The following is an 18,751-nucleotide window of genomic DNA, read 5'->3' on the forward strand; positions in this document are numbered from 1 at the left end:
TTAGGCAATTGCCCTTGTAAAACCCCTTCTACTCATCAAAAAACCTGATTTTTTATCCGAATTGGCTCTTTCTAAACCAATAAATTGGAAATGATCCTTCTTATTAATGGAATCAAAGAGGGCTTTCATTAATGATTCAATGTTAGGATGCACAACGTTTTTATAACTTTTACGCGAATGATCCTTTCCCCAAATTTCTAAATGGTCTGTGTCAGGCATTTTTAAGATGAGAGAAGGGAGATCATATCGTTTCATTAATACATTACAAACGTCTTCGAAACCATACTCAGTGATGGAATTAAAATCAAAAAATACAAGTAAGTAGAGGATATTGGTTGGTTCTAGTCGTCCATTTTCATCGGAAATTTTCTGAATCCCATCTAGAACTACGTAACGAAGATTCTTGGTTTGGATCCAAAGTTTTTGATCTTCGTGGCGTTTGAGGTTCACTTCTTCCGAAAACCGTTTTTGGAATACGGTAGAGAGGAAAAATCCGGAAGAATCTTGTCTTTCTTCCAGGATTCGTTCTAAAGAAAAGGGTTCAAATTCTAAATTGAAGTACTTTGTATACGTCTCTGCCATATCTCTTAGAGTAACGGTCAGATTTTAGAGTTTGAATCGGATTTTTTTAGAATTAAAATCTAGAAAATTAGAATTCTAACATCCTGCGTTCGCTGTCGTGAAAGAAACTGTATCCTTCCTTCTTCCATGTTTCCCAAAATTTTGCAGAACCTTCTCGCATAAAACAAATTCGTTCTTCGGTAGCAATAGGTGTTAATATGAGAAAATTAGCGCGTTTTCCATTCTCAGTGATGAGTCCATGAAGGTTTGGTAATAATTCCTTGGAACCCTGCTCTATTTCCTCTGTGACGTTACGTAGAACGAACCAATTGAAGTCTAGATAGAGTTGATCGGGATCTTTTCTTGGATTTTGAATGGAATGAGAGTGACCAAACCAGATTCCTGTGTTCCAAGGAAACTTTACCATCTCACCAAGTACATGTTGGATCCAAGTTTCTGATTTATCTTCTGCATCTTTTAGTAGTTGGATGGCAAATACAAGTTCGATCCGAGAAAAGTTTTCATATTCTTTATGATAGAGTTCAATCGAAGGTTGGTTTTGAACACTCATCCCAATGGTAGAGAAGATTTTAATTCCAGGAAATTCTTTTGGTAAAAACGACGCGATCCCAAGAGAAGGATACTTCCCACCATCGGCAGACCAATATTTTTCATGTTTCCCAAGTTTTGATTCTAAAAAATCCAATCGAAGTTTTTGTGCTTTCTTCCAATGATCTTTTTCTGCAACAGATTCCCAAAATTTACGATTGTTTTTAACTCGTTCGGCAATCACTCCATTTTCTGGATCACCAAGGGGAGAGGCAGTAGGTGCTTCTTCTTTTGCAAACTTTGCATATCCATGAATCCCTTTGATCCCTGACCAAGAAGGAAGATAGGCTTGTAGTTCTTCATCCACAAATAATGCCACTGCATCGCCTTCTTCCGACCATATGAAATGGATTTGGTCTTCTTTGAGTGAACTTTGCGCTTTTGGATCTGTGATTTCTGATTTGGTCAGTACGGGCGCAAGACCTGCATCAAAATCTTCCTCCACACGTGCGTCGGGGGCATCAATTAAGTTACGCACCCAAAGTGTTTTCATGGGCCACTCAGGGTTGTTATGTGATTGTAAGTATAAGTAAATGGTTCTTCCATCATCTTCTAAAAAGGCAGTAAAAGAACCGTAGGGATTTGCTTCTTGGTATAAAACTTTAGGGGTGCTTGGATTCATTAAAATTTATGCGGAACAACTCTCTCTTTGAATTTTGCTAGTAGTTTGGCTATGGTTTCATCCATTCCTTCTTCAAAATAAATATCTGGATAATATCCAGAGGCATTTCTTAGACCGATGAGTTCTGGTTCATTCCACTTTCTGTAACCTTTTAGTGAGTTCCAGACTTCTTGTGAAGGAGATTGGTTTTCCTTTTTAGCGTCGATAAAAGATTGAATCGTGCGTGTTGGGGTCATACGAGTATAGATTCCTTGGTCTCCAAGGGAAACCAACTAAAATTTTAGACGGTTTTGCCAGTCGGTATCGATTTTCATTGGATTTCTTTGGTCAGTCGGAGAAAAATAACAGTGGCTTACTTTTTAAAAAATAGCCGATTTCGAAATCCATGCATTTATTCCAAAGAACTGAATCAGAAAATCTTTTACCTTATGACGGGGTTTTGTTGTACATCTTTGATTTTCTCCCTACAGAGGAAGCAAATCGGACATTTTACTCGTTACTAGAAGGAATCGAATGGAAACCGGACGAGGCCATTCTCTATGGAAAACACATTACCACCAAACGAAGTGTGGCTTGGTATGCGGAAAAAGGTTTTTCTTACCGGTATTCAGGAACTACCAAAACTGCCTTACCTTGGTCACCTGACCTTTTAGAATTAAAATCTAAAGTAGAGATTGCGTCCAATGAAAAATTCAATTCCTGTCTTTTGAATTTATACCATGATGGAAGTGAAGGGATGGCTTGGCATAGTGATGATGAAACTTCTTTACGTCCTAATTCTACCATTGCCTCTGTGAGTTTGGGAGCCGAACGGATTTTTCGTTACAAACATAAAGAAACAGAAGAGAAAGTAGAGTTGCAGTTAGAACACGGAAGTTTGCTTTTAATGAAAGATGTCATCCAAAGACATTGGTTGCATTCCCTCCCAAAAGCGATGAAGGTCAAACGACCAAGAATCAATTTAACCTTTCGTCAATTCGGATTGGTTTGAAACCCTCTTTGCAAAAGTAATTCTTGAAACTGTTCATTTGATTTTTGATTCCATTGGACTAATGTTTTATAGGGATCTCCTTTTAAATCCAATACTTTACAAAACGCCGCTTCTGTTTTGATTCCTTGTTTTTTTAGATTCCGAATTTCATCTCGAAAGGAAGGATCCGCCAAAGTCAAAAATCGTCTTTCCACCATCATATGGATCCAAGCATATTGATCCGTGGGTTCCACTGATTGTCCAAAGATTTCATACTTAAATTTTTTAGTTTCAAAGCGACAAATCAAAGTGACTCGAAGAGCGATTGTTTTTTCAGAAAAACTATAATTTGGTAAATTGCGAAACTTGGCATAACAAATCTTTTGTAAATGCGCTGGGATATTGAATTTTACTAAGATATCCACATCGCTAGAATCTGTATCGATATCTAATGGAATCGTACCCGCAAGCACCGGTTTGAAACCATGTAAGGATTTTAGAATTTTCCATTCTTCTAAATCAATTGCCAATTCCTTTTGTTTAGGTGTTCCGGATTGTAAGTAATCAATTTGTTGGAACGGTTGGGAAAGCAAAGAATGCATATTATGTCTCGTACGCTCAGTCTCGGCCCCCACCCTGAATGGGTGGTGGAGGCGGGCTTGTGGGGTGAATCCCCGGCCCAACTCCTACCATAAAATCTAACGTTTGTCTTTTGGGAACCGAATCTCATCAAAAATTTTAATGAAAACTTCGCAGTTGCACCAAAATCTTAAATAGGAATATATAAAAAACTCATAACAAACCCGAACTTTCCATTTGGTTCACGTGATCCACAATCGTTTCCGTTAACGGCCGATAAATTAATCTTAAGTTAGTTTTGCTATATTCATTATTTAATTGGAGTGGTTGTCCAATATTGTTTTTTGTATATCCCCATGATAATCCAAAAAAAGGTCCAATTACATACACAAGTGCCTTCGGTAAAGTTCCTGTAGGAACAGAATATTTGTTTCCAAAAAATTCCTTAATTATCTTTGCAACACCTAACATTGGCATTACTTCTGCTGAAGTAATGTGCCTACCTTCTGCGCTAGGTGTCAATCCTGCCAAGATATGTGCCTTTGCGACATCTCTAAAGTCTACAAATCCCATTTTTGTATCGGGTACACCTGTGCGAAAAACTCCCTTCAACATATTTTTCATAAATTCAACACTCGTTCCATCCATACGTTTGGAAAGAGAAGGTCCCATCACAAAAGAAGGGTTGATCACAACTAAATCCCAACGAGATTGCCTTTTTTGAATTTCCCAAGCTTCTTTTTCAGCAAGAGTTTTTGAATAAGCATATGGTTGGTGTGACAGGTTACTAGTTGTGTTCCAATGTTCTTCGGTAAACGTTTGGTTCGGAACTTGTAAAGAATCAATGTTATCGCCATAAATGGCAGCTACACTTGATGTGAGAACTACTCGCTTAACAGAAGATATGCGATTGCATGATTCAAGAACATTTTTAGTTCCCTGTAATGCTGGGTCGATCAATTGTTTTTTAGCATCTTTTACCCCAGCCACAAAAAATGGAGACGCAGTATGAATGACAAGTTCGGTATCGGCAATGACTTTGTCAAAACTTCCATCCAACATTAGGTCTGCTTCAAACAAATTCAATTTTTCTTTATATTTTTCTTTTAACTCTAATAAATGTTCAATTTTTGAAAGGTCTTTAAGGCTTCGAACGGTAGCCCTTACTGCCTTACCATCTTCTAACAAATATTTAACGATCCAAGATGCTATATATCCGGATCCTCCCGTAACAACAATTGGTAATTCTGAATTGATCGATTTCATATTGAACTTTAGACTAAAAGTTTCTAGGTCATCCAGAAACAAAACCGAAAGAATCTTTCCCTAACAATGATTTGTTTGTTTTTGTCTGGGCGAGGCCCAAAAGGGCCCGGGCTTTTCCGGAGTCCGCGTTCGCTCCCGTCTCTGGTTGTGCACTTTGTGCCCACCAGAGACCAAGTCCTGCAAATCCCTCTCGCTTAAAATCTACTCTTTTATCGCAGCAAAATAGGCTTTGATCACAATTTTATGTGCTGACTTTTATCAGTGAAGGGCCAATATTCTATTCCATTTTTTTAAAAATTTTCAATAATTTTATATACCCTGCAGGGTATATATGTCTAAGTAATAGGAGAACATGTTATGGCAGAAAACTTACCAAAGAGTTTTGAAGAATTGGTTCGAACACATGATAAACCTATCCTTGTGGATTTTTGGGCCCCTTGGTGTGGCCCATGTAAGATGGTCGCTCCAGAATTAGAAAAACTTGCTAAGGACTGGAAAGGGAAAGTTTCCATCATCAAAATTAATACAGATGAAAAACAAGAAATTGCCGGACGATATAGTATCACGGGAATCCCTACAATGATTTTGTTTAAAAATGGAAAAGAGATGCATCGTATTTCGGGTGCTATGCGAAGTGAGGAAATTAAAAAAGTGTTTGGTGGGATGATCTAAGATCGGTCAATTTTTTACTTGCCTATGCCGAAAGAGTTTTGGATTCTTTGTATCTGCCGAGGTACAATCATTGAAAAAAATAATTCTAACTCTTTTGGCTTTCCTGGTTTTATTTTGCAGAAATAACCCGATTGAAAACTCCATCGTCATCGAACGAATCCAAGCAGCTTCTTCTGCAGATGGAACAAGTCCTATCAATGTATTTATTTCCGGCAAATACTGGAAACCTGAAACCAGTCTGGACGGGATTACCATATTTTTTTCAAACGGTGCAAAATGGAATCAAGCCGGAAAAACAGATGGCCGTGCATTTTTTAATGAAATTGCTATCGAATGCCAGGAAAAAAAGGGTTATGTAGCTTTTTATAAGGATGGTAGTTATGCGACCAATTTTGACTGCACGAAAGAAACTCCTCAAAAAATAAAATCCAACGGAGTTCACGTTATCTATTTATTGCCGGATTCGGCAAATGGAATCAAAACTGTATCCTTTTTCCAAAATGGAAAAAAATTGGATGTTTTATATCCTGAACCTATCACAGGGCAAGTCACTGCGAGTAGCACACTTCCGAATTATCCCGCATATAGTTTGTTTGATGGTAGTATTGATTTTGCATGGGTGGAAGGGGTTCCCACCGATGGCGTTGGCGAATCGTTTGAAATTCAGTTAGAAAATGAGGTTGGTTTATCTGGGATTGAGATCTTTAACGGTTATCAAAGATTAGATGCACTTTTTCATAAAAATGGATCGGTGACAGATTTACTCGTATCGAATGATTCAGAGTCTTTTTCCATCAAGGTGGCAGACAAACAAGGAGGGCAAAGAATTTTTTTTCCGAAGACCCTTTCTGGAAAAAAGTTTAAATTTACCATTCAGAAGGTTCGACCCGGGAAAACTTGGAAAGATACTGTGATTGCCGAAATCATTTTACTTGGTGAAAAGGGTAAAAGATTTACCGTCGTTGATAAAAATGCAGACGAATTCAAAAGGTCTGTTCTTTCAAAAACAAAAAATACCATCCTTTCTGGGTTTGTAAACAAAGCAGTTTTTGGGGATATATCGGATGGAAGAATGGATTATGTATTTCGTTCTAACGGTTCCTTTGTCATCTGGAAGGATGATATTTCCGAAAAACGAGTATTAGATGGAAATTGGGTTTTACTTGATGCCAATGCAAATGAAGCGAAAATCAAAATTTTTGGAAGGGACCATAAGGTAATCACACAAAGCTTGGACTCCAATAGTCCTTATGCGGAAACTACGGAAGAAAAATCGACTGTTATCTTTGGCGATACACTCACTGTTAAAAAGTCAGCCAATGGATTACAGATGGTTGGCAAAAAAATTCAAATTTCAGACTAAATCCCCTTGTTTGGTAAGGATATTTATTGGTATGGTGTCCAAGCAATTTCCCTGTTAAAATCGGGGAAATTGCATTCGCCAGACAACTCACCTGTATTTCATATCGTCGCTTTATTATTTCGAATGTTTGGGGTTAGCGACGGAACCTTATTCATTTTTCAAACATTAACATCCATTTGGCTTATTACATCTTTCTTTTTTGCCAGGTATTTAGTTTTTTCAGGAAAAGACAATCCACAGCAAAGATTCAATTTCTTACCTAGTATTTTGGTTTTTGTTTTGGGATTTTTGTATCCTAAACAAAGTTGGGCTTTGGGATTTTTGGCTCTTAGTTTCGGATTTTATTCCACAACTGCGACTAACAAAAAACCATCATTGGCATTAGCAAAGATTTCCTTTTTTTCCTCTTCCCTATTTCAATGGGTTGTCTCTGGAATTCTTTTTTTAGTTGCACTTTGGTTTCATCCAATGGTGGCGCTTCTTGGTTTAGGAGTTTTTATCCTTTATCAAATTCCAGAAAAGTTTTATCTTTTTATTTTCTGTTTTGGCTTTTTTCTACCTTTTTTACTCCCTGAAGATCCAAGCGGAAGGTTCTATAGTGAAAAAGAAAATTTTCCTTTAGTCGCAGCTTTTGCGTTAGCTGGTCCTTGCATCCTTTGGGATTGGACTTTTTTAGTTTTTGGATCATCGCCACCTAAGTTTCGAAGAATGCGTAAGGCTTTGGCTTTTTTCGGATTTCTATTATTATTTCCTGTCTTTCACTTTGCTGACATACAATACCGAATTCTATTGAGTTTGATCCTTCTCAATCAAATATACATCCAGTGGAATATATTACAAATTTTAGTTTGGATGGTAAGTTCTGGGCTTTGGATTTTTACTATATTTATAAATCCCAACCAATTCCGTTATTCCTATGAGGAAATGTGGATACCGGGAGAATCGATGGCATCTGTACCTAACAATGGTTTACTTGTCGCACACCACGGATTCTGTGAATACTACCATTTCCAATTTAACAAAGACTGCCTTTCCTTCGAACCAGATGCAAAGGCCATTTCGGAATTACCAAAAGATACAGAAATTTATCGTGCAGTGTATGGAATTCGGTATGAAAATTTGTTATCTAGTAAGGATGAAAATAAAAAGCCAATTTTTTCATTCATTAAACCTCTGGGAGATTATCAACTAGTTCGAGAACAGGATTGGAAAAAATACCGATTGTCGTTAGAAAAACGAAATTCAAAACTTCTACTAGTAGCGAAGTCTTGGAAAAACCCCTACAAGGAACGTCCTGATTTTATAAAGAGAAAACATACGAATGGGCTTTAGTTTCAAAAAAAAATTTATCCTTGGTATGAATGAAAAAGTTCATCGTGGTTTTTTACGTTTGTTTTTTGGAAAAATCTATTTTCAGTGGAAACGGTATATTGTTTGGTTTTTAGAGCGAAAGTTGTTTGCGACTACAAGAATTTCAATTCGGGAAATGCGCCTAAATTATCCTATTTCTATTTTTAAACATTCATCTCCTATTTATCGTAAACTAAAAGATGTTCCTATGTATCTTCAAGAGAACAAAAGGGTAAATTTAAATATAGCTATTTCTAAGTTAGATGGAATCATTCTCGAACCGAATCAAGTTTTATCCTTTTGGTATTTAGTGGGCAAACCCACAAGAAGGAAAGGGTATTTACCTGGAATGCAACTGCGCAATGGGGGTTTTATCGAACGAACCGGTGGGGGACTTTGCCAGATGGCCAATCTTATCTATTGGATGACTTTACATACACCTTTGGAAGTAAAAGAAAGATGGCGTCATAGTTTTGATATTTTCCCCGATTCCGAAAGGACCTTACCATTTGGATCGGGTGCTACATTGTCTTATAATTACATAGACTTACAAATTAAAAATACAACCAAACAACCGTTTGTTTTACATCTATGGATTGAGGACGATTTTTTACAAGGAGAATGGTTTACTGATATGGATGTCCCTTTTTCCTACCAAGTTTATGAATCTTCTCACGGTTTTTATGCAGAACCTTGGGGTGGATATACAAGAAGAAATACGATACGCAGAAAACTAATTTCTAAAGGAACAAATGAAGTTTTGAAAGATGAATTGGTTACAGAAAATACTGCTTGGATGATGTATGAACCACTTCTGGAATCGAAAGAATCCAGTTCTATCAGAAACTTAAATAAGAGAAAATGATGAAACTAGTTGCGGTCGCGCTGTGTCTGGGTTTTCCATTTTTATCTTTGTCCTCCCAATCCAAGGAAATTAAACTAAAAGTATTGGATCGTGAGGCATACGAACAATCGATACAAAAAAATCCAAATAAAGAACTCATCAACTTAGAAAAGAAAATTCCAAGGATTTTTTTGGATATCAGATATGCAACATCGAATAACTTTACTAAACATGTTATCTATAAAGAGGCGAAGGCTTTTGCTAGAAAACCGGTAGCGGAAGCCTTAGGAGAGGCGCAGAAAGAGTTTTTAAAACTTGGTTATTCGATGAAAATTTTTGATGCTTACAGGCCTTATGCGGCTACTGTAAAATTTTTTGAAATCATTGGGGATACAAGGTATGTGGCTTCACCCAAAACTGGATCTAGGCATAACAAAGGTTGTGCGATTGATTTGACTTTGGTGGATTTAAAAACAAAATTTGAACTTCCTATGCCTACGGAATATGATTCCTTTCGAAAGGAGGCTTGGGCCGAAGCACCCGTTTCTGATCCTGAAATTTTGAAAAACCGAACTGTTTTGATTAGCACCCTCCGTAAATATGGATTTCACGTGAACAAAACCGAGTGGTGGCATTTTGATTTTTTGGAATGTGCTGGTTTTGAAGTTTTGGACATTCCCTTTGAGGATTTGGAGTAGGTTATACATCAACCCAGTTAACGTCTGTTTTAGAACTTGGTGCTTCCATTCCATACATGTGAAGGTACTGTTACTCTCCCTGGTTTTTCTGGATGTTTCATTGTATTGTTTTTATTTTATAAAAATCCTTCCAAACAAGGCAAAAAAAACTCATAATCTTTCTTCCCAATCTGTAACATCTGAATTGTATCGTCTTCTGTTTCCCACTGGATCTTTCCAAAAAACCAACCCATCTTTGGTGTTAGTTTTTTGATATCAGGAAGTTCTATAGGAATGGAATCAAATTTAGATCTAAACATCAATTTCCGAATGAAGTAAAACCGTTTGTTTGTGAGTAAGACGATCCATTTACCAGCTCCCATCTTTTGTTTTTTACTTTCCAAAAGCCCCATACAATAACCTTGAATCAATTCCTCATCTTCTAAAATCTCAGGAAGACAGGTAAATGCAGGATGGTAAGCTATTAATATGTCAATATTTACATTCGGATGGTTTTTTAGGAGGCCTTGGAGTTGTGTTTTGATCTGATCCATTGTTGGCATATTGATTTTACCTGTAGGACAAAATGGAAATCACTGCGCAAGGGATCGAAGGGCTTGGTCCGAGATGGCGTATGCCAACGAGGACGGGAGCGAACGCGCACCCCGAAGAGCCCGCTCGTGCGCCCAAATAAAAAAGGCACCTAACTTTCGCAAGATGCCTTTTTTAAATTTTGTTCTTTTATTTGGATTTCTTAGAAAGTGATAAAAGAAACTAAACTTTGTTTTTATACTGCGTTTACGACTAAATCTCCACCGGCTTTGACTTCGCCAGCTTCGTTTTTTGCTTCAACGAGCACAGTAACTGTTTTTTTACCGTCTTTTTCAAATTTCTTTTTGATAGTTCCCACGCAAGTGAGTTTTTCACCGAGTTTAGTCATAGCTTTGAAAGTCACTCCAAAGTATGCGATGTCTTTTTGGTCAGCCCAAGAAGTGCAAAGTCTTCCAACTTGTGCCATAACATACATACCGTGAGAGATAGTACCATCAAGGCCTGCTTTTCTTGCGAAGTCTGGATCATTGTGGATAGGGTTAAAATCTCCCGATGCACCCGCATAACGAACTAAATTCGCATGTTCGATCACTGGGATGTCGAGTGGAGGAAGAGTTTGACCAACTTCTACTTTATCAAATTGAATTTTTGCCATTGTTAGCCTCCTGTATTAATCCTTACGAATGAAAATCGCCATCTCAGCAGAAAGGATAGGATCATCTTTTTCATCGTAGATGGTTGTTTTGAAAGTTACGATTTCTGCTCTTCCCACTTTTACATCGGAAATTTCGGACTGTGCGTACACTTTGCCCGGATACAGAATTTTATGATACGTATACTCTTCTTTTAAGTGAAGGATTTTGGAAAGGTCGATACCGAGTTCCGCCATATCGTTCCAAATCTTTGGGTATCCCCAAAACATAATGACCGTAGGGAAAGTTGGTGGAGCGGGAACATCTGAGTATCCTGCTTTTTTTGCTTCTTCTACGTCAAAATAGATTGGGTTTTTTTCGTTGATGGCGAGGCAGAATTCTTTGATCTTTCCTCGTTCCACTGTGAAATCAAAACGATCTAGTTTTTTTCCAACTATATCTTTTGTTATTGCCATTGGCATTGTCTCCTTAGTGTTTGTCGATCCAAGCAACTAACTCTTTTAAGACGATTGCTCTGTCTTTTGGAAGTTCGTTCATGGTTTCATGATATAAATCATCAAAAAGTCTTATCGTTTTGTCTTTGGATGCCACACGTTCAAATGCATCCGTGGTTCCTTCAGGAAGCGCAATTTGGTCTTCTTTCCCGTGAAACATATAAATTGGTATTGTGATTTTTGTAGCTGATTCTAACGCAAGAGTGTAGCAGTTGAGTAAATAGTCGCCTAAGTATGTACATACGTTTCCATGCACTAAAGGGTCTTTTACATAAGCTTCTACTACTGACTTATCGCGTGAAATTAGATTTACATTGAGTCCTGTAGGAATCGTGAGAGTAGGAAGTGCTTTGGCTAAAAAACCACCTGCGGCCTTTTTGATATCCATGACTAAGTCGGTTTTGACTTTGATAGGAAGTGCACTACAAATGTAAGCATCTAAATCATTTTGATAGTTATCTGTAGCAGTGTAAAGAAAAGTAATAGCTGCTCCCATCGAATGACCAAGCAATGTGACTTTACTTACACCTTCATTTCGTTTGGCGATATCGATGAGTTCTTTGAGGTCAGCAAAAAAGTCAGAGAAATGAGTGATGACCCCTCGACGGCCATCGGATTTACCATGACCACGGCAATCGATGAGATAGATGGCGTAATTGCGTTCCGCCATAGCCTCCAATAAAAAATTGTAACGGCCACCGTGTTCCCCTATTCCGTGGTGAACCACAAGGACACGTTTGACTCCCGATTTTGGTCGGTAAATTTGGTAATAAATTTTACCACCGTCTTTATTTTGAAAGGTAGACTCCTCACGGGAGTAGGCTTGTTCCCAATTACTCATAGATGTCAAGGATGGACGATGGAAACCTAAAAAGAAAGAACTTTTCCTGTTCTTCGGAAACCTGTTTTCCAAACTGGTTCCATATGCGAGCGACTCTTCCCTTCGCCTTAACGATCTTTTTTTGTCTCTTCAGCTGTTTGAACAAATCGGAAAGGCGTTTCCCCGTGGATCTGGTTTTGGAATTACGAAATGCAAAATCCAAAATTTCGATTTCTAAAGATTTATTACCCTATCATTGGAAAAAGAATCCAGGTCGCCAAAGTGGGCTTCCTCTCTCTCGCAAATGGGAAAATACACAAATTACTTTTAATACAAACAAAGAGATTTTTTTAAATCATTCCTTGGATTCCCTTTTTTTTCCGCCAGGGCAAGAGTATGAATTCAAAATTCCGAAAGGAAGTTATGAATTTTCTTCTCTCGTAGGTTTGTTAGGTGGAACGGAATTTCAAAGTCAAGTTTCAGGAATCTTAAAAATTTATTCAGGAGAATCTGTTTTAACAGAATGGGATCTTACCGGATTATCTAAAGAAGATTGGATTAATAAAAAAGTTGTATTGGAAATCGGCGAATCTGGATCTCTTCGGTTGGTTTGGGATAGCGCGGATAGTTATTTATTTGTCGGAGAACCTTTGTTATATCCAAAGGATAAGAATCCTTCTGGAAAACAAAGTTTGGAAAAACCCAAGTCGGTGATTCTCATTGTGATTGATTCAGCCAGGAAGGATTTTTTTGGATCCTATGGGTATCCGCATTCAGTGACTCCAGTGATGGACAAAATGGCAAAGGAATCTGTATTTTTTGAAAATCCTTTTGCAAATGGAAACTGGACCAAACCTTCTATGATGTCATTTTTCCATTCTGAGTATTCGTCTAACCTGGGTTTGGGGAATTCTTGGTTTTCAACAAAACCTTACCAGAGAAAAGTTTATTATGGAAAAAAAAGAGACAACTTAACTAAAACCTTTCGCGAAGCGGGTTACTTTACCCAGACCATTATGAATAATGTTTTCTTTTTAGATTACACTACCGTGGGTTTGGATTTGGGATTTCATAATTCCTTTCAAGTGGGAATGGATATTGTGGACACAGAAGTTCTTACAAACAAAGCAATCCAATTTGTCATCGAATACAAAGACAAACCTTATTTTTTACATTTTAATTTGAATACTCCCCATGCTTCTTATTCTCCTCCGCCAGAGGATATGGCCGCGGTTCGATCCATTGTTCCCTCTGATGTATTTTATAAATATGAATCTCCGGTGCAGCGTTACCTAGGCGAGATGCATTATACCGATCGTGAAATTGGCAGGTTGGTGGATGCTTTAAAGAAAGAAGGGGTATATGAAGAAACTATGATCATTGTCACCGGTGATCATGGGGAACTTTTTAGTGCACATCACGATTATAGTTATCATTTTATTATGCAGACTCGGTTTGGTCATGGGGAAACTCATTATGATGAGGAAATAAATGTCCCATATTTTATCAAACTTCCTCAGTCTATCAGGGAAAATTTGAATTCCGAGATTGCAAATCAATCTAGAAATGGACAAATCCGAATTCCGGGTCAGTCTTCTTTATTGTCACTGGCTCCAACTGTTTTAGGATTTCTAGATTTGTTACCGAAAAATTCTACTTACCAAGGTGTTGATTATTCTTCATGCATTCGCATAACAAATATTTGTCCAAAGGAGAAGTTTATATATACAGAAGGAAGAATGTCAGAGTCAGTTCGGACGGAAAATTATAAATACATTCGTAGATATCCGGGGTTTACGACAGTTAGGCGAACTTCTGCTGGAGAACCCCATACTATGGCAGAAGAATTGTATGATTTAAAAAAAGATCCAGAGGAAAGAAATAACTTAAGTCCGATTCCAGAAGGTGCAGACCTATTACAGATGGCAAGGACCGATTTTCGTCGGGAAAATTTTTTAAAACGAAACAATTTAAGAATTTTAATCCCACCCTGTTCCGAGTCTATTTGCCGCGACTTCCTTTCCTTAAATGTCCAAGGATCCATTTATGATTGGGAGGTTTCTGATACGATCCATTTGAATTCTGGTTCGGCAAAAACAATCTCACTACAAAAGGAATCGAAACCTTCTTCGGTTGCGCAAGGTGAGGAGCTCGTATTCAAAACTGTAAATCCAGAACTTGGTGCTTTTTTTAGTTTTTCACGGAATGGAAAAACGATTCCTGTTCGTTTTGGGAGGTATGGATTGGAGTACCAAAGATCTATTACCAATTTAGAAGACTTAATTGTCGCCGAAAGACAACCAGACGGATTTTTTTCCTCTCCTCTACCTTGGGTTTACAATGATGGAGCCTTTAGTGGAACAAGGGAATCCGATGTGCAACGCGAGATGGGAAAAGAAGTTAAAAAAATATTAGAAACTTGGGGATACATTCACGAATAATTGCTCGTATTGACAAAGGGGTTTGGCTTACTTATCAAGACAATTGTATGAAAGACCTTTTTATTCCGCCACGTTTTGAATTCCCCATTGCATTGGGCTTGGATATAAGTTTTCCAATTCTTTCCAAACTCCTTTTCAATATCGATGGCGTAGAGATTTCAAAGGAAGATGAACTTCGATTAAATGAGATTAAAAATAAAAGAGTATTATATTTATCCAACCAACCAACGGATTTAGAACCTATCATTGCTTATTACGTCGCAAACAAAATAGGAACAAGGTTTCATTTTATGGCATCCCGGAGTATTTTTAATTGGGGATTTGGTTTGGTCGGTGAAGTGATCAAACGAGTAGGAGCTTTTTCAGTGATCACGGGAAGATTAAATCGTAATGCGATTAAGACCACAAAGCAAATATTAGCTGAAAGTGACGGTAAACTTGTTATGTATCCAGAAGGAATGGTATCTGGAGAAAATGATAATTTAGTTTCTTTTATGCCTGGTGTTGCCCAGGTATCTTTTTGGGGATTGGAAGAAGCCTTAAAAAAAGATCCAAAAGCCGAATTATGGATCCAACCTACCTTTGTGAAATATAAAATTTCCGGTACAAGAGATTCCATCCTTGCTGAAATTGAGAATTCGCTTTCTCGCATTGAACGTAAACTCAAACTTTATCCAGGTGGACGGACATTGTTAAGAAGATTTCTTACTGTTGGTCGAGTGATTCTGGAAGAAACGGAATTTGAATTAGGCATTCCTCGTGCGGAAACGGATGGAAAAGATTTTGACTATCGCTTAGGAAGAGCAAGACATACGGCTCTCAATTTAGCGGCATCCATTTTAGGTGTTAAATTTCATGAGTCCGACAACGCCATTCAGAAGCTTAGGCTCCTTTTTATGGCCATAGAAAGTTTAGAAGCAGGTTCTCCTCTTTCTTCTACACCTAAGAATCTAACAGACCAAAATATTCGTAGAGCCAAACAGTTGGTAGATACAGCTTATGCTTTTATCATTACCAAACCAAAAAACTTAATTCAATGGCCATCTGCGGAACGATTGATGGAATGGATTTGTAGTTTTGAAAAACATATTTTTGGGAAAACTGAGGCAAGGGCAAGGAAAGCACATGTGGTGGTTGCACCGGCATTTTCTGTTACTCCTTATTATAAGTTATACCAATCGAACAAAAAAGAAGCCATTCAAAGTTTGCTTATAGAAATACGTAAAGAAAAGGAAACTTTGTTAGAACGCGGAAAAAAGATTAGTGAACCAATTGTTCCGCCTTATTCCGTGGGACTGGATTTACAAATCGGTTAGTCGTTAATCCAATACTAATGTAATTTCCACACGACGGTTTTTATGACGATTCTCTTCACTATCATTGGGGGCGACCGGTAGTTCGTCTCCATAACCTTTAAAGGAAATATGTTTTTCATCTAATTTGTGATTATCAACTAACGAATGGAGGACGGACTTAGCTCTTTCTTCTGAGAGTTTTGTATTGTATTCTTTTTTTCCTATATTGTCTGTATGGCCCGATACTCTAATTTCTCTGTCAGGATATTTTTTGAGAATTTCTGCAATTTTAGCAACCGCAGTTTCTGCATCGGGTTTTAATTTGCTGTTATTAAAATCAAAAAGAATAGAATCTAAGGAGAATACAATTCCATCTTCGGAAGTACGAACAGATATCGGAAGTTTCTCTGGATTTGAATCTTTTTCAGGCGAAGGAATTTCACCTGTATCCGTAATTCTACCTAAGTTTTCTCCATTCGCTACTTTTCCTTTGAGAGGATCTGTAATTGCGTCGCCTAACTTCTGACGATTCGGACCTCCCGTATATCCTACAATTAAATCTTCGAGGATGTCTTCACGAATGGATTCTTTATCTTTGGCATTTACTTGGTTACGAAAGAAATAAATTCCTTTGATATGAAAGTTTGCTTCCTGTACGGTTCCGTTGGGATAAATAAAAGTATATGATAATTTTACTTCTTTGAATTCAGGAACACCTCGCGCTGCATTAAAAAAAACGGTACCGGAAGCAAAACCAAAAATCTTGTATGGTACGTTTGGTAGCATCTTTTCACCTTCTGGTTTTGCATAAAAGATGGGATAGGTATAAGTGATCTTTTCACAATTCCCTTTATAATTTCCTTCTGACCAAGGAAAAATTCCTTGGAAAGTATATTCGGGAATCACTTTGACTCGAATGCGTTCGGTGCTAAAGTCGAAAGATTCTTCTGCAGGTAGTTTCCAAACATCGGAAACAGAAACTGGCGTTTCAGGGAAACTAGGAAAACTACGGAGGTTAGGCATTGTAAATTCATTAGGAACTTCATACCGACCATTTCGAAAAAGGGTAAAGTCTGAAGTAAATTCTTTGTCCTTCCAAAAAGGGCCGGAAGTTTTCCCATAACGAATATAGGTATCAAACCAAGAATTCACCAAACAAGAGTCAGATGAACATTTTTTGGGTTTCATCACAACACGGTTTTTATCTTCCCTTTCTACAGTTTTTGTACCGACCCGAAAAAAAACGTCGTGGTATTCATTCAGCTCTAATACTTGGTTTTCTTTCCATTTCCACTGAAAAGAGGTTTTTCCAGCAGGAACAGGGGTCGATCCTTGAAAGGTTAGAAATATTACAAAACAAAGTATGATGAGTCGGTAGGGAGTTTTCACAAAACAAAGATCGGGGTATTTTTTGAAAAACTGATAGGGTAAATGGAAAAAACTCGCGGTTTTTGCGATTGACGAAGGATTGATTTTTGGCTTTACCTGAATTACCATGAAAAACCTTTCTCTGCTTTTTTACATTTTGATTACAATTAACTTTGTCGCTTGTAAGGAAAAACAAACCTTAAAAGTGGCGGGTTCTGAAACCATGAACAGTATGATGCGTTATTTAAGTGCTGAATACGAAAAAGTAAATTCTAATGTTCGTGTAATAGTCGAAGGTGGAGGATCCGAATCCGGAATTGACAGACTGCGAAAAGGTGAAATTGATATGGCTGTTTCTTCTCGCGATTTAAACCAAGCTGAATTTGATGATCTTCGTAAAACCGGAAACTTAGAAAAAGTAAGATTGGCTTACGATGGTGTAGCTCTTGTGGTAAATCCAAAAAATACAATTTCTAAATTGAACTTAAGTCAAACTTCCGATATTTTTTCTGGCAAAATTAAAAACTGGAAGGAAGTTGGAGGTATAGATGCTCCTATTTCGATTGTCATTCGTAATGATAAATCGGGAACCCAAGATTACTTTCAAAACCATATTCTCAAAAGAAAAGATTTGGGTTTAAATGAGTTTAACGAATACAAAACCAATGATTTTTCTAAAGATGCTAAAATTGCAAAAGATAATGCAGAAATGTCTAAATTTATCCAAGAAAATCCAAATAGCATTGGTTATATGGGTATGGGATCCGCACTTGTTGAAAACAAAGATAAGTTAAAAGCTTTGGATTATGCCAAAACTATCAAAGATCCTTATGTAGCACCATCAGTACGTAATGTTTATGATAGAAAATATAAATTGGCACGTGAGCTTTTTATTATTTATAAAACAGACCAAGGTGATAAAATTGATGCCTTTGTTACTTTCCTAACTAGTGAACAAGGCCAAGTGGCTGTTTTACAATCAGGGTATTTAAGAGCATCACTTCCAGAAGTAGAAGTTTCGGCAGAACCAGTAAAGTAAAGACAAGTCTAGTAAACTAACACTCTATTGTTCATTCGGTCTGCAATATAAAGCTGACCGAATTTGTTGAAAAAAATTCCAGTAGGGGAATATAGACTTTTCGGTCCAATGATTCCTGCGTTACAACTTCCACCATTGTTGTTCACAGAACAGTTTAGATCATTGAACTGACCAAAGACTGCCACTGCGGCGATCCCTTCTGTTTGGGTAGTTCTCGGATACATCACCACACGGTTGTTACCTGTATCCGAAACAAATAGACTATCACTTTGGTCTAAGGCTAAACCAGTGGGACCAGAAAGACTGGTTGAACCACCTCCACCACCGCTTGTGATAAAATCTGATTGCCCATATACCCTAGTGGCAGTTGTGGAACCTGGGGCAAAATAGAGCACTCGACTATTGCCATTGTCTGAGACGTACAATCCACCTTCCGAATCTGAAATCATTCCATTGGGACTGCTCATTTTAATATTGGAACATCCAGAAGAACTAGTGGTAAAATCAGGTTGTCCATAAACACGGCTGGCAGTAGTGGACCCTGGTGGAAAGTAAAGGATACGATGGTAAGCAGAT

At 37.7% G+C, this 18,751-nt stretch carries 20 protein-coding genes; 9 read left to right on the forward strand and 11 right to left on the reverse strand.

The genetic code is table 11. The annotated features are described in order from the left end of the window. From ND811_RS03575 to ND811_RS03585, 3 genes are all read right to left on the reverse strand, one after another. The gene (locus ND811_RS03575; RefSeq protein ID WP_265350331.1) at positions 1 to 582 is read right to left on the reverse strand and encodes a hypothetical protein; all 582 of its coding nucleotides are present in this window, start codon (positions 580 to 582) and stop codon (positions 1 to 3) included. A gap of 67 nt (positions 583 to 649) precedes the next feature. Then, complete coding sequence (locus ND811_RS03580) at positions 650 to 1,792, reverse strand: suppressor of fused domain protein (RefSeq protein ID WP_265350330.1); 1,143 nt, start codon at positions 1,790 to 1,792, stop codon at positions 650 to 652. Next, entirely contained in the window at positions 1,792 to 2,028 is a 237-nt protein-coding gene (locus ND811_RS03585; protein WP_238776828.1) for a hypothetical protein, read from the reverse strand. The genes ND811_RS03580 and ND811_RS03585 overlap by 1 nt, the downstream gene beginning before the upstream one ends. Before the next feature lie 149 nt (positions 2,029 to 2,177). Here ND811_RS03585 and ND811_RS03590 point away from each other — a divergent pair, with 149 nt between their 5' ends. Next, a complete protein-coding gene (locus ND811_RS03590; RefSeq protein ID WP_265350329.1) occupies positions 2,178 to 2,783 on the forward strand; it encodes an alpha-ketoglutarate-dependent dioxygenase AlkB family protein in 606 nt (201 codons plus the stop codon). On the opposite strand, the gene ND811_RS03595 is transcribed toward ND811_RS03590, so the two are convergent. Next, positions 2,765 to 3,364 carry a DUF4269 domain-containing protein gene (locus tag ND811_RS03595; RefSeq protein ID WP_265350328.1) on the reverse strand — a complete coding sequence of 200 codons (600 nt, stop codon included), beginning with the start codon at positions 3,362 to 3,364 and terminating at the stop codon, positions 2,765 to 2,767. The genes ND811_RS03590 and ND811_RS03595 overlap by 19 nt on opposite strands. A gap of 190 nt (positions 3,365 to 3,554) precedes the next feature. Continuing rightward, the gene (locus tag ND811_RS03600) at positions 3,555 to 4,607 is read right to left on the reverse strand and encodes an SDR family oxidoreductase (protein ID WP_265350327.1); all 1,053 of its coding nucleotides are present in this window, start codon (positions 4,605 to 4,607) and stop codon (positions 3,555 to 3,557) included. 357 nt (positions 4,608 to 4,964) lie between these two features. Here ND811_RS03600 and trxA point away from each other — a divergent pair, with 357 nt between their 5' ends. From trxA to ND811_RS03625, 5 genes are all read left to right on the forward strand, one after another. Further along, on the forward strand, positions 4,965 to 5,279 hold the full coding sequence (gene trxA / locus ND811_RS03605) for a thioredoxin (RefSeq protein WP_265350326.1): 315 nt from the start codon (positions 4,965 to 4,967) through the stop codon (positions 5,277 to 5,279). Positions 5,280 to 5,349: 70 nt separating this feature from the next. Further along, on the forward strand, positions 5,350 to 6,642 hold the full coding sequence (locus ND811_RS03610) for a discoidin domain-containing protein (protein WP_265350325.1): 1,293 nt from the start codon (positions 5,350 to 5,352) through the stop codon (positions 6,640 to 6,642). A gap of 6 nt (positions 6,643 to 6,648) precedes the next feature. Further along, the gene (locus ND811_RS03615; RefSeq protein ID WP_265350324.1) at positions 6,649 to 7,974 is read left to right on the forward strand and encodes a hypothetical protein; all 1,326 of its coding nucleotides are present in this window, start codon (positions 6,649 to 6,651) and stop codon (positions 7,972 to 7,974) included. After that, positions 7,964 to 8,857 (forward strand): VanW family protein, encoded by an 894-nt coding sequence (locus tag ND811_RS03620; RefSeq protein ID WP_265350323.1) that lies wholly within the window; start codon positions 7,964 to 7,966, stop codon positions 8,855 to 8,857. The genes ND811_RS03615 and ND811_RS03620 overlap by 11 nt, the downstream gene beginning before the upstream one ends. Then, positions 8,854 to 9,534, forward strand: coding sequence for a M15 family metallopeptidase (locus ND811_RS03625; RefSeq protein WP_409035805.1), 681 nt, complete (start codon positions 8,854 to 8,856; stop codon positions 9,532 to 9,534). The genes ND811_RS03620 and ND811_RS03625 overlap by 4 nt, the downstream gene beginning before the upstream one ends. Before the next feature lie 116 nt (positions 9,535 to 9,650). Here the strand turns inward: ND811_RS03625 and ND811_RS03630 are convergent, their stop codons facing one another. The 4 genes from ND811_RS03630 to ND811_RS03645 form a co-directional block, all read right to left on the reverse strand. Beyond that, entirely contained in the window at positions 9,651 to 10,076 is a 426-nt protein-coding gene (locus tag ND811_RS03630) for a PH domain-containing protein (RefSeq protein WP_265350322.1), read from the reverse strand. A 224-nt stretch (positions 10,077 to 10,300) separates the two neighbouring features. Further along, positions 10,301 to 10,720, reverse strand: a complete 420-nt coding sequence (locus ND811_RS03635) for a MaoC/PaaZ C-terminal domain-containing protein (protein ID WP_265350321.1) — start codon at positions 10,718 to 10,720, stop codon at positions 10,301 to 10,303. A gap of 15 nt (positions 10,721 to 10,735) precedes the next feature. Beyond that, on the reverse strand, positions 10,736 to 11,173 hold the full coding sequence (locus tag ND811_RS03640) for an FAS1-like dehydratase domain-containing protein (protein ID WP_015676961.1): 438 nt from the start codon (positions 11,171 to 11,173) through the stop codon (positions 10,736 to 10,738). Positions 11,174 to 11,186: 13 nt separating this feature from the next. Beyond that, entirely contained in the window at positions 11,187 to 12,053 is an 867-nt protein-coding gene (locus tag ND811_RS03645; protein WP_265350320.1) for an alpha/beta hydrolase, read from the reverse strand. An 11-nt stretch (positions 12,054 to 12,064) separates the two neighbouring features. Between ND811_RS03645 and ND811_RS03650 the strand changes: the two genes are divergently transcribed. Together ND811_RS03650 and ND811_RS03655 are read left to right on the forward strand one after the other, a co-directional pair. Beyond that, the gene (locus tag ND811_RS03650) at positions 12,065 to 14,473 is read left to right on the forward strand and encodes a sulfatase family protein (protein ID WP_265350962.1); all 2,409 of its coding nucleotides are present in this window, start codon (positions 12,065 to 12,067) and stop codon (positions 14,471 to 14,473) included. 47 nt (positions 14,474 to 14,520) lie between these two features. Beyond that, complete coding sequence (locus ND811_RS03655; RefSeq protein WP_265350319.1) at positions 14,521 to 15,789, forward strand: 1-acyl-sn-glycerol-3-phosphate acyltransferase; 1,269 nt, start codon at positions 14,521 to 14,523, stop codon at positions 15,787 to 15,789. A 3-nt stretch (positions 15,790 to 15,792) separates the two neighbouring features. Here the strand turns inward: ND811_RS03655 and ND811_RS03660 are convergent, their stop codons facing one another. Then, complete coding sequence (locus ND811_RS03660; protein WP_265350318.1) at positions 15,793 to 17,265, reverse strand: OmpA family protein; 1,473 nt, start codon at positions 17,263 to 17,265, stop codon at positions 15,793 to 15,795. On the opposite strand from ND811_RS03660, the gene ND811_RS03665 reads away from it, so the two are divergent. Next, on the forward strand, positions 17,264 to 18,175 hold the full coding sequence (locus ND811_RS03665) for a phosphate ABC transporter substrate-binding protein (RefSeq protein ID WP_265350317.1): 912 nt from the start codon (positions 17,264 to 17,266) through the stop codon (positions 18,173 to 18,175). The genes ND811_RS03660 and ND811_RS03665 overlap by 2 nt on opposite strands. Positions 18,176 to 18,183: 8 nt before the next feature. On the opposite strand, the gene ND811_RS03670 is transcribed toward ND811_RS03665, so the two are convergent. Further along, positions 18,184 to 18,642, reverse strand: coding sequence for an NHL repeat-containing protein (locus tag ND811_RS03670; protein ID WP_265350316.1), 459 nt, complete (start codon positions 18,640 to 18,642; stop codon positions 18,184 to 18,186). Positions 18,643 to 18,751: the final 109 nt, after the last annotated feature.

The sequence above is a fragment of the Leptospira soteropolitanensis genome (genome assembly GCF_026151655.1).
Classification (GTDB): Bacteria; Spirochaetota; Leptospiria; order Leptospirales; family Leptospiraceae; genus Leptospira_A; species Leptospira_A soteropolitanensis.

Coding starts and splice junctions, on each gene's coding strand:
- ND811_RS03645 (WP_265350320.1), bottom strand. CDS start 12,053: ATGAGTAATTGGGAACAAGCCTACTCCCGTGAGGAGTCTACCTTTCAA.
- ND811_RS03580 (WP_265350330.1), bottom strand. CDS start 1,792: ATGAATCCAAGCACCCCTAAAGTTTTATACCAAGAAGCAAATCCCTAC.
- ND811_RS03625 (WP_409035805.1), top strand. CDS start 8,854: ATGATGAAACTAGTTGCGGTCGCGCTGTGTCTGGGTTTTCCATTTTTA.
- ND811_RS03600 (WP_265350327.1), bottom strand. CDS start 4,607: ATGAAATCGATCAATTCAGAATTACCAATTGTTGTTACGGGAGGATCC.
- ND811_RS03635 (WP_265350321.1), bottom strand. CDS start 10,720: ATGGCAAAAATTCAATTTGATAAAGTAGAAGTTGGTCAAACTCTTCCT.
- ND811_RS03660 (WP_265350318.1), bottom strand. CDS start 17,265: ATGGTAATTCAGGTAAAGCCAAAAATCAATCCTTCGTCAATCGCAAAA.
- trxA (WP_265350326.1), top strand. CDS start 4,965: ATGGCAGAAAACTTACCAAAGAGTTTTGAAGAATTGGTTCGAACACAT.
- ND811_RS03670 (WP_265350316.1), bottom strand. CDS start 18,642: ATGAGCAGTCCCAATGGAATGATTTCAGATTCGGAAGGTGGATTGTAC.
- ND811_RS03620 (WP_265350323.1), top strand. CDS start 7,964: ATGGGCTTTAGTTTCAAAAAAAAATTTATCCTTGGTATGAATGAAAAA.
- ND811_RS03575 (WP_265350331.1), bottom strand. CDS start 582: ATGGCAGAGACGTATACAAAGTACTTCAATTTAGAATTTGAACCCTTT.
- ND811_RS03585 (WP_238776828.1), bottom strand. CDS start 2,028: ATGACCCCAACACGCACGATTCAATCTTTTATCGACGCTAAAAAGGAA.
- ND811_RS03665 (WP_265350317.1), top strand. CDS start 17,264: ATGAAAAACCTTTCTCTGCTTTTTTACATTTTGATTACAATTAACTTT.
- ND811_RS03655 (WP_265350319.1), top strand. CDS start 14,521: ATGAAAGACCTTTTTATTCCGCCACGTTTTGAATTCCCCATTGCATTG.
- ND811_RS03595 (WP_265350328.1), bottom strand. CDS start 3,364: ATGCATTCTTTGCTTTCCCAACCGTTCCAACAAATTGATTACTTACAA.
- ND811_RS03650 (WP_265350962.1), top strand. CDS start 12,065: ATGGACGATGGAAACCTAAAAAGAAAGAACTTTTCCTGTTCTTCGGAA.
- ND811_RS03640 (WP_015676961.1), bottom strand. CDS start 11,173: ATGGCAATAACAAAAGATATAGTTGGAAAAAAACTAGATCGTTTTGAT.
- ND811_RS03630 (WP_265350322.1), bottom strand. CDS start 10,076: ATGCCAACAATGGATCAGATCAAAACACAACTCCAAGGCCTCCTAAAA.
- ND811_RS03590 (WP_265350329.1), top strand. CDS start 2,178: ATGCATTTATTCCAAAGAACTGAATCAGAAAATCTTTTACCTTATGAC.